Annotated in this window: 9 protein-coding genes; 7 read left to right on the plus strand and 2 right to left on the minus strand. The window is 34.5% G+C overall.

What is annotated here, in order from left to right; all coding sequences use genetic code 11:
- A partial coding sequence (rpsI, locus tag Q0E71_RS05820; RefSeq protein ID WP_294796946.1) for a 30S ribosomal protein S9 occupies positions 1–161 on the plus strand: 161 nt, incomplete at its 5' end.
- A gap of 60 nt (positions 162–221) precedes the next feature.
- On the opposite strand, the gene Q0E71_RS05825 is transcribed toward rpsI, so the two are convergent.
- On the minus strand, positions 222–1,733 hold the full coding sequence (locus Q0E71_RS05825) for an ATP-binding cassette domain-containing protein (RefSeq protein WP_294796932.1): 1,512 nt from the start codon (positions 1,731–1,733) through the stop codon (positions 222–224).
- A 320-nt stretch (positions 1,734–2,053) separates the two neighbouring features.
- On the opposite strand from Q0E71_RS05825, the gene gcvT reads away from it, so the two are divergent.
- From gcvT to Q0E71_RS05855, 6 genes are all read left to right on the plus strand, one after another.
- Complete coding sequence (gene gcvT, locus Q0E71_RS05830; protein ID WP_294796934.1) at positions 2,054–3,151, plus strand: glycine cleavage system aminomethyltransferase GcvT; 1,098 nt, start codon at positions 2,054–2,056, stop codon at positions 3,149–3,151.
- A gap of 28 nt (positions 3,152–3,179) precedes the next feature.
- Positions 3,180–3,560, plus strand: a complete 381-nt coding sequence (gene gcvH / locus Q0E71_RS05835; protein ID WP_294796936.1) for a glycine cleavage system protein GcvH — start codon at positions 3,180–3,182, stop codon at positions 3,558–3,560.
- 1 nt (position 3,561) lies between these two features.
- The gene (gene gcvPA, locus Q0E71_RS05840) at positions 3,562–4,914 is read left to right on the plus strand and encodes an aminomethyl-transferring glycine dehydrogenase subunit GcvPA (protein ID WP_294796937.1); all 1,353 of its coding nucleotides are present in this window, start codon (positions 3,562–3,564) and stop codon (positions 4,912–4,914) included.
- Positions 4,908–6,377 (plus strand): aminomethyl-transferring glycine dehydrogenase subunit GcvPB, encoded by a 1,470-nt coding sequence (gene gcvPB / locus Q0E71_RS05845; protein WP_294796939.1) that lies wholly within the window; start codon positions 4,908–4,910, stop codon positions 6,375–6,377. Before gcvPA ends, gcvPB begins: the two co-directional genes overlap by 7 nt.
- Positions 6,378–6,442: 65 nt before the next feature.
- The gene (locus tag Q0E71_RS05850) at positions 6,443–7,294 is read left to right on the plus strand and encodes a YitT family protein (protein ID WP_294796941.1); all 852 of its coding nucleotides are present in this window, start codon (positions 6,443–6,445) and stop codon (positions 7,292–7,294) included.
- 18 nt (positions 7,295–7,312) lie between these two features.
- Positions 7,313–8,476: a MalY/PatB family protein gene (locus Q0E71_RS05855; RefSeq protein ID WP_294796943.1), complete on the plus strand. Its 1,164-nt coding sequence runs from the start codon at positions 7,313–7,315 to the stop codon at positions 8,474–8,476.
- Positions 8,477–8,507: 31 nt separating this feature from the next.
- Here Q0E71_RS05855 and Q0E71_RS05860 read toward each other — a convergent pair.
- On the minus strand, positions 8,508–9,257 hold a 750-nt coding region (locus Q0E71_RS05860), incomplete at its 5' end, for a hypothetical protein (protein WP_294796945.1).

Raw genomic sequence — 9,257 nt, forward strand, 5'->3', positions numbered from 1 at the left:
CTATAAGACATGGCTTATCAAGAGCTTTACTTGAAGTTGATCCTGAATATAGATCAATCTTAAAGAAAGCTGGATTCTTAACTAGAGATCCACGTATGAAAGAAAGAAAGAAATACGGACTTAAGAAAGCTAGAAAGAGTTCACAATTCTCAAAGAGATAGTTTTATTACTATATATAAAAGTAAGACCTTGCATATGCAAGGTCTTATTTTTGTGCAATTTTATATTTTATCTACTTTACTTAAGCCGTTCTCATCTAGCTCATATATCTCATCAGCTACGTGATTTATAAAATATCTATCATGCGATACAAAAAATATAGCTCCACCAAAGTTTTTCATCTCTTCACTTATCGCTGGTAGCGATAAAGGCGATATGTTTCTCGTCGGCTCATCTAAAACTAAAACATCGGGCTCCATAAGCTGCATTTTGGCAAAGAAGAGCTTTGCCTTTTGACCGCCGCTTAATTCAGAAATTTTATTAATCACTTCATCTCTTGTAAACTTAAGAGATGCTAGGTAAGTCCTTATCTTAGTTTCTTCTTCCTTAGTGAAGTCCACTTTTAAATATTCTATAGCGTTCTTATGAGTGATTAATTCATCTTCATAATTTTGCGGCATATATGATACGCGCAGATCTTTACTAATATTATCCTTTATAATACTTAGTAGAGTAGTCTTGCCAGCGCCATTCTTTCCTACTATGGCAATTTTATTATTGCCGTATGACTCTAAATCAATATTTTTAGCAAGTCTTTTATTAGCTACTCTTAATTCGTCAAGATGCAAATTTAAAACACATTTGCCATTCTCAATAAGTTTATTCTTATTATAGTTAACAAATATTTGTTCTTCGAAGTCTGGCATTTGCGTCATATTTTCTTTTTCCCACTCAATAAGTTTCTCGTGAGCCTTTACCTCATGCATGGTCTTTTTAAGGTATCTACCTAATCTGTCATTCTTTTCTTTCCTCAGATCATGTTCAACGCTATCGTGAACGCGTCTCCAACGCTCTTCTTTTTCTTCTATACGCGCCTTGTCATTCTTAGCTCTTTGCGCTTGCGTTGAAATTTGTTCATTTCTAAGCTTAATATAGCTATCGTAATCATTGCCGCTAACGGTGATACGCGATTTTGTCTTGTTTTGTATTAATTCAAAGTGCATTATCTTTGTAGCGACACTTTGGATGAAGTAAGTATCGTGACTTGCAAAAATGATTTTGCCATTAAAGTCTTTAAGTATCTTTTCAAGCACTTCCATCGATTTAAAATCAATATCATTTGTAGGCTCATCAAGAACAAGCAGGGAAGGGCTCTTTGCAATTGCAATAGCAATTAAAATCTTCATTCTCTCTCCGCCTGAATAAGTCTCAAGCTTTCTTTCTAAATCACTTAGATCGACGTTAAAAGAGTTAATTACTTTATAAAAAGTACTTATGTCTATGGCGATGCCATCATTACTATATATTAGATCACTTAAGTTTTTTTCAAGCACATCACTTGTAGCTATTTGAGGAACTATTGCTATGGTCTCATCACGGCTAATCTCGCCACTTAGTTCTGCGTAGCTAAGAAGCTCATCATATTTTGTAATTGCCTTGAGCAGAGTAGACTTGCCATTGCCTTCTTCGCCAATAAGAGCAAGCCTATCACCATCGTTAATTGAAAAGCTTAAATTGTCAATTATAGTTCTTCCATCTTTTTTTAGTCTGATTGTTAAATTTTTTATCTGCATAGCAATCTCCTTTACTCTTTATTATACTAATTATACTACAATCACTAACTGAATACAATTATTTATAAATATTTAAAAATAAAAGTTATTTTATTAGTAAAAAAACGATTTATATGGTATAATAATAGTGATAGTTTGTCTATGAAATATAGTAAAGTATTTTTTAGACATCGCCAATCAAAAAACTGATAAATAGCAATATTATTTTACTTAGGAGGCCTTATATTTTAATCTAAGCCATTGCGCTTATATATAAAATATTCCTTGTAAAAATCTAAGAAATATTGTATATTATAATTGTAGATTAAGGAGGATGAAAAATGGAAGGCAAAAAAACTGCTTTATACGATGAACATGTTAAACTAGGCGGTAAAATTGTTAATTATGCTGGATGGTTACTACCTGTTCAATACTCAGGATTAATCGAAGAACACAATGCGGTAAGACAAAAACTTGGTGTATTTGACGTTTCTCACATGGGTGAAGTATGGGTTACTGGTAAGGATGCATTTAATTTTGTAAATCATCTAATTACTAACGACTTAACTGTTATCGAAGATGGTCAAGTACAATACAACATTATGTGTTACGAAGACGGTGGTGCAGTAGATGACTTACTTGTTTACAGATTTAATCAAGAAAAATTCTACCTTGTAATTAACGCTGCAAACGTTGAAAAAGACGTTGAATGGATTACAAAACAAGCTAAAGACTTTGATGTTAAGGTTGAAAACGTTTCTGATCAAACATCTCAAATAGCTGTTCAAGGACCTCTTGCTCAAAAAGCTGTACAAAAATTAACTGATGTTGATTTAGACACAATCAAATTCTTCCACTTTGTTGATGGATTTGAACTAGCTGGTAAAAAAGTTTTAATCTCAAGAACTGGTTACACTGGCGAAGACGGATTTGAAATTTATACTGATAACGAATCCATAGTACATCTTTATAAAGAAGTAATGAAGGCTGGAGAAGAGTTTGGTATCGAACCATGCGGACTAGGATGCAGAGATACACTTAGATTTGAAGCAATGCTACCATTATACGGTCATGAAATATCACAAGATATTTCACCAGTAGAAGGCGGATTAAACTTCTTCGTAAAACTTGATCAAGAAGCTGACTTTATTGGTAAAGAAGCTCTTAAGAAGATTAAAGAAGAAAAGAAGAGAACACTTGTAGGCTTCGAAATGATTGATAAGCCTATACCAAGAGAAGGCTATGAAATTGAAAAAGATGGCAAGAAGATTGGTTACGTAACAACAGGATATCTTTCTCCAACACTTGGCAAGAAGATAGGTAACGCTCTAATCGATGCATCTTACAAGGAAATGGGTGCTGAATTTGATGTAATTATCAGAGGTAAGGCTCAAAAAGCTAAACAAATTAGCAGAAAATTCTTAAAAGACGTAAAATAATATTATAAAAATATAGGAGGAAATTATTATGGAAATTAAAAAAGGTTTACTTTACACAGAAGATCATGAATGGGTTAAAGTTGATGGAAACATCGCTACTATCGGTTTAGCAGACTATGCTCAACACAACTTAGGTGACATAGTTTACGTTGAACTTCCTGAAATCGATGACGAATTCGAAAAAGGCGACGCAGCAGCTTCAGTCGAATCAGTAAAAGCAGCTTCAGAAGTATTTACAGCAGCTAGCGGAAAGATAGTTGAAGTTAACGAAGAACTTGATGACGAACCAGCTCTAATCAATGAAGGACCTTACGATGCTTGGATATTCAAGATTGAAATGAGTGACACATCTGAATTAGACGACTTAATGGACGACGAAAAATACGCTGAATTCGCTAAGGAGGACTAGTATGTATCCATATCTTAGTCAAACTCCCGAAAATATAAAAGAGATGCTTGACAAGATAGGTGTAAAATCTGAAGAAGATCTTTTTGATTGTATTCCTGAAAGTGTTAGATTTAATGGAGAATTAAATTTACCTAAACACAAATCAGAATTAGAAGTTAGAAAGATTATGAATAATCTTGCAGATATGAACTGCTCAACAGATAAGAAAGTATGTTTCTTAGGAGCAGGAGCATATGATCACTATATTCCTTCAGTAATTGGAGCTATCGCTTCAAGAAGTGAATACTATACTTCATATACACCTTATCAACCAGAAGTATCTCAAGGAACTCTACAAATGATATTTGAGTTCCAAACAATGATGTCTAACTTAGTAGGTCTACCTATAACAAACGCTTCACTATATGATAATTCTAATGGTGTTGTTGAATCAGCTCTTATGTGCTGCAACACAACTCGTAAGAAACAAGTTATAGTATCAAAAGCGCTAAGCCCATCAGCTAGAATGGTTTTAGGCACATATACACACAGCCACAACATCGAAGTTGTTGAAGTAGACATTAAAGATGGCGCTACTGACTTAGACGATTTAAAGAATAAACTTAGTGATGACGCTGCATGTGTAATTATGCAAAGTCCAAACTTCTTCGGCGTTATCGAAGATATGAAGACTGCTTGCGACTTAACACATGAGTTAAAGAAGACTTACTTCATCGCTGACGTTGACACAAACTCATTAGGTATACTTCAAAGACCTGGTGACTATGGTGCAGACATCGTTGTTGGAGAAGCTCAAGCATTTGGTATACCACTATCATATGGTGGACCATACCTAGGATTCATCTCATCAACAGATAAGTTTATGAGAAAATTACCAGGCAGAATCGCTGGTCAAACAGTTGATAAAGACGGCAAGAGATCTTGGGTACTAACATTAACAGCCAGAGAACAACATATTAGAAGAGATAAAGCTACTTCAAACATCTGCTCAAACCAAGGCCTAAACGTACTTTGCGCAACAATTTATATGGCACTTATGGGCAAGAAGGGCTTAAGAGAAGTTTCTGAACAATGCGCTAAGAAAGCTCATTACCTACAAAAAGAAATTTGCAAATCAGGCAAATATAAATTATTGTTTGATAAACCATTCTACAAAGAATTTGTTATCACAAGCGATATAAGCATAGATAAAATCAATGAAGCACTTAATGCTAATGGCTTCATGGACGCATTTAACCTAACTTGGTTCTATGGCGATGATTACAAGAACACATTTATGCTTGCTGTTACTGAAAAGAGAACAAAAGAAGAAATGGATAAATTAGTTGAAGTATTGGAGGGTATTGAATGTTAGATAGATATGATAAAATAATATTTGAAATTTCAAGACCCGGTAGAACTGGATACAATTTACCAGATCTTGATGTAGAAGATGTAAAAGTAGATAGTTTAATTCCTTCTGATTATCTAAATAAAGAAGAATTAGACATGCCTGAGCTATCAGAAGTGGATGTAGTTAGACACTACACAAACCTTTCTATAAAGAACTACGGTCTTGACAATGGCATGTATCCACTAGGATCTTGTACAATGAAGTATAACCCTAAGATTAACGAAGAAATGGTTAACCTAAGCGGTTTTAAAAATCTTCACCCATATCAAGGCGATAAGTGTACTCAAGGTGCATTAAAATTAATGTATGACTTAGCTGAATCATTAGCTGAAATTTCAGGTATGGATGCAGCTACACTTCAACCAGCAGCTGGTGCTCACGGCGAATTAACAGGTGTACTATTAATTAGAGCTTATCACGAAGCAAAGGGAGACATGAACAGAAACAAGATGATAATTCCTGACTCTGCTCACGGTACAAACCCAGCAACATGCTCTATGGGCGGCTTTACTCCTATAGAAATTAAATCTGATGAAAATGGTTTAGTAGATCTTGAAGCACTAGAAGCAGCTATGACAGAAGAAGTAGCTGGTCTAATGCTTACAAACCCTAATACATTAGGTTTATTCGATAAAAACATTGAAAAGATAGCTGAGATAGTTCATAGAAAAGGCGGTCTACTATATTATGACGGAGCTAATATGAACGCTGTTATGGGACACTCAAGACCTGGAGACATGGGCTTTGACGTAGTTCACTTTAACACTCACAAGACTTTCTCAACACCACACGGTGGAGGAGGTCCAGGCGCTGGCCCAGTAGGATGTAAGAAAGAATTAATTCCATTCTTACCTAAGCCAGTTATAGCTAAGAACGGCGATAAGTACTTCCTTGACTATAACAGACCACAAAGTATAGGTAAGGTAAAAGACTTCTACGGACACTTCGGTATCCTTGTAAGAGCCTACACATATATTTTAACAATGGGCTCAGATGGTTTAAGAAAAGCATCAACAAATGCTGTATTAAACGCAAACTATCTACTAAGCCAATTAAAAGAAAATTACAATGTACCATACGATACAATTTGTATGCACGAATTTGTTTTAGGCGGACTTAAGAATGCTGATGCTGGTGTAACAACACTAGATGTTGCTAAGGGGCTAATCGACAGAGGATTCCACCCACCAACAGTATACTTCCCATTAATCGTTCATGAAGCATTAATGATTGAACCAACTGAAACAGAAAGTAAAGAAACATTGGATGCATATGCAGCTGCACTTAACGATATCGCTAATGTAGCTAAAGAAAATCCAGAAGACTTACTAAACGCACCATTAACAACAATGGTATGTAGACCAGATGAAACATTGGCAGCTAGAAAGCCAGTTTTAGTCTACACTAATGAAGAAGAACAATAGTAAGTAATATAATGGGGCACATAAAAGTGCCCCTAATACATAATTATTTTATAGGAAGGTATAAAATGAACGCAAAATTAAAGTCTAATTTATTAATAGTTTTGGGAGCCTTTATGGTTGCTATAGCTGTTTATTTCTTTTTAACTCCAACTAATATGACTATAGGTGGAGCCACAGGTATAGCCATTGTCTTGTCATACTTATTGCACTTGCCAATGAGCTATGTTTTATTTGCAACTAACATAATTTTATTCGCTCTAGGTTTTTTATTCATAGGTAATAAATTTGGTATAAAGACCGTGCTTACATCACTTGGTATTTCATTTATAATATTTATTTTAGAAAAGATTATTCCATTGGATGGACCAATAATTGATGACATGCTCCTACAAATGATTATAGCAGTCATAGTCTCAGCAGTAGGTATGGCCATAATTCTTAATCAATACGCTTCAATTGGCGGAACAGATATATTATCAAAGATCATAAATAAATTCACTGGCCTTGATTTAGGTAAGGGAGTTTTGCTATGTGACTTAGTCATTACACTATTTGTAGGTATAGTATTTGGCCTTGAAATAGGACTATATTCTTTGCTTGGTATTATAATGAATGGATTAATCATTGACTTCACTATAGATGGTTTGAACACATCTAAAAATATTATTATAAACACTGAAGATCCAGAACTTGTTAAAAATTACATCGTTAAGGACCTTAACCACTCAGCTAACCTTTACAAAGCAGTTGGCGCATATACTGGTCAGGAGCACACTGTAATCATGACTGTTTGCTCAAGAAGGGATTACTTGCTTCTTAAGAGATTTATTCAAAAGAACGCACCTAACTCTTTCTTGGTTGTAATGAACGCAAGTGAAGTATATGGATTTAGATGGAGAAATATTTTAGACTTTTAATTAGATATTGGAGGCGCTATGTTTGATTTTGATGAAATAATTGACAGAAGCGGTTTATCATGTGCTAAGTACGAAACATCACGTTTAGCAGGTAATGATGAGACTGTTATACCATTTACAATTGCAGATATGAATTTTGCTACAGCACCTGAGGTTAAAGCTGCTTGCTTAAAGAGAGCTGATAGAGACTTTTACAGCTATACAATACCAGGTGATGATGTATACGAGGCCATAATCAATTGGCAAAAGGATATGCACGAGCTTGATATCAAGAAAGAGTGGATAGTATTTACGCCAGGCACAGTTCCAGGGCTTGATCTTGTAATTAGGTCAATAATTGAAGACGGCGAAAGAATAATTATTCAAACGCCAGTTTATCCACCATTCTTTAATTTCTCTAATTTAAAGAATATGGAGATACTTGAGAATAAACTAATTTTTGAAGATGGCAAATATAAGATTGATTTTGAAGATTTAGAAGAAAAAGCTAAAGAAGCAAAGGCGCTAGTGCTTTGCAATCCACACAACCCAGTTGGCAGAGTGTGGACTAAGCCTGAGCTTGAAAAGATATCTGAAATTGCTTACAAATACAATTTATATATACTAAGCGACGAAATGCACCAAGATTTTACTTTTAATGACAATTTTTATACGCCTATAATGAGAGTGTTCAAAAACTATGAAAAAGTGGTTTCCTTTATGGCGCCATCAAAAACATTTAACATAGCAGGTTTAACTACTTCATATGCTATAATCCCTGATGATGAATTAAGAGCTAAGGTTAATGATGTAGCAAGTAAGTCAATAATGGGTGGGGTAAATCCATTCGGCTTATGCGCTCTAAGTGCTGCCTACAATGACAGCAGAGTCTGGTACAAAGAGATGATAAAGTACTTAGAAGGCAATATAAACTACGTTTCAGAAGAATTATCTAAGATAGATGGAATTAAATTCCAAAAGCCTGAAGGAACTTATTTAATGTGGGTAGATTTATCTGATTTAAATTCTGATCCAAATAAAATGCACGAGATATTCATTAAGAACAAGATATTCTTATCAGATGGAACAACATTTGGCGATAAGTATTCAGTAAGTATAAATCTAGCTTATCCAAGAAAGATGATTGAGTTCTTAGTGGAACGTTTCAAAAAATCTATTGAAGAGATAAAAGCATTAAGTTAATATAAAGAAAAATATAGAGAGCCGAGGCCCTCTATATTTTTTTGTATTCGCTAGCTAAATTGTCTATATATTTAATTACTATGTCTTTAATATTTTCCTCTATAAATGGATTTTTAAGTCCACTAAGCTCTATACTTCTTAAAAAGTCTTCTTTGCTGGCGTTCTCCATAAGCTTAGTCATCTTTTTTAAAGCATTTTCCTTGTCATCTATGAAATTATTATAATAATCAAGGCCACTTAAGGCGCCTAAAGCATAGTTAATTGACAGCATCGGCGTATTAAACAAGGTATGGTAGTTAAGCCACCACATGCCGACATCGAAGACATCTTCTTCTATCTTTAGGAAAGGGAAGTACTCGGAGTGAAGCTTTCTAAATATTTCGTATCTTTCATCTACATCAGTCTTTATGTCTAGGTAGAGACTCTCTTCAAACTCATTTATCAAGCAGTAGAATAGTATGTCGTATAAAACCTTAATTTTATACGCAAGAGCATATTTTTCGGCGTCTTTAGTAAATAATTCATCCGCAAAGCTTAAAATAATGAAGGCAAAGGCGGTTGAGTAAGCGCGAACTATATCGTCCTGCGGATTAGTATACTCAATAAGCTCATTATAAGAGCTTACGTAGTTAATCAAAGTGTAGCTAAGACAAGTGATGAAATTCGAAAAGTCTTTCTCGCTTCCTTTATAATTTGTAAAGATGTATGAGATATCATAGTTATGAAGGTATGAGGCGTAGGTCATATTGACTTTATTAGCTCTCGGTTCTAAGTCTAGACT

Source organism: uncultured Fenollaria sp. (assembly GCF_934202865.1).
Classification (GTDB): Bacteria; Bacillota; Clostridia; order Tissierellales; family Peptoniphilaceae; genus Fenollaria.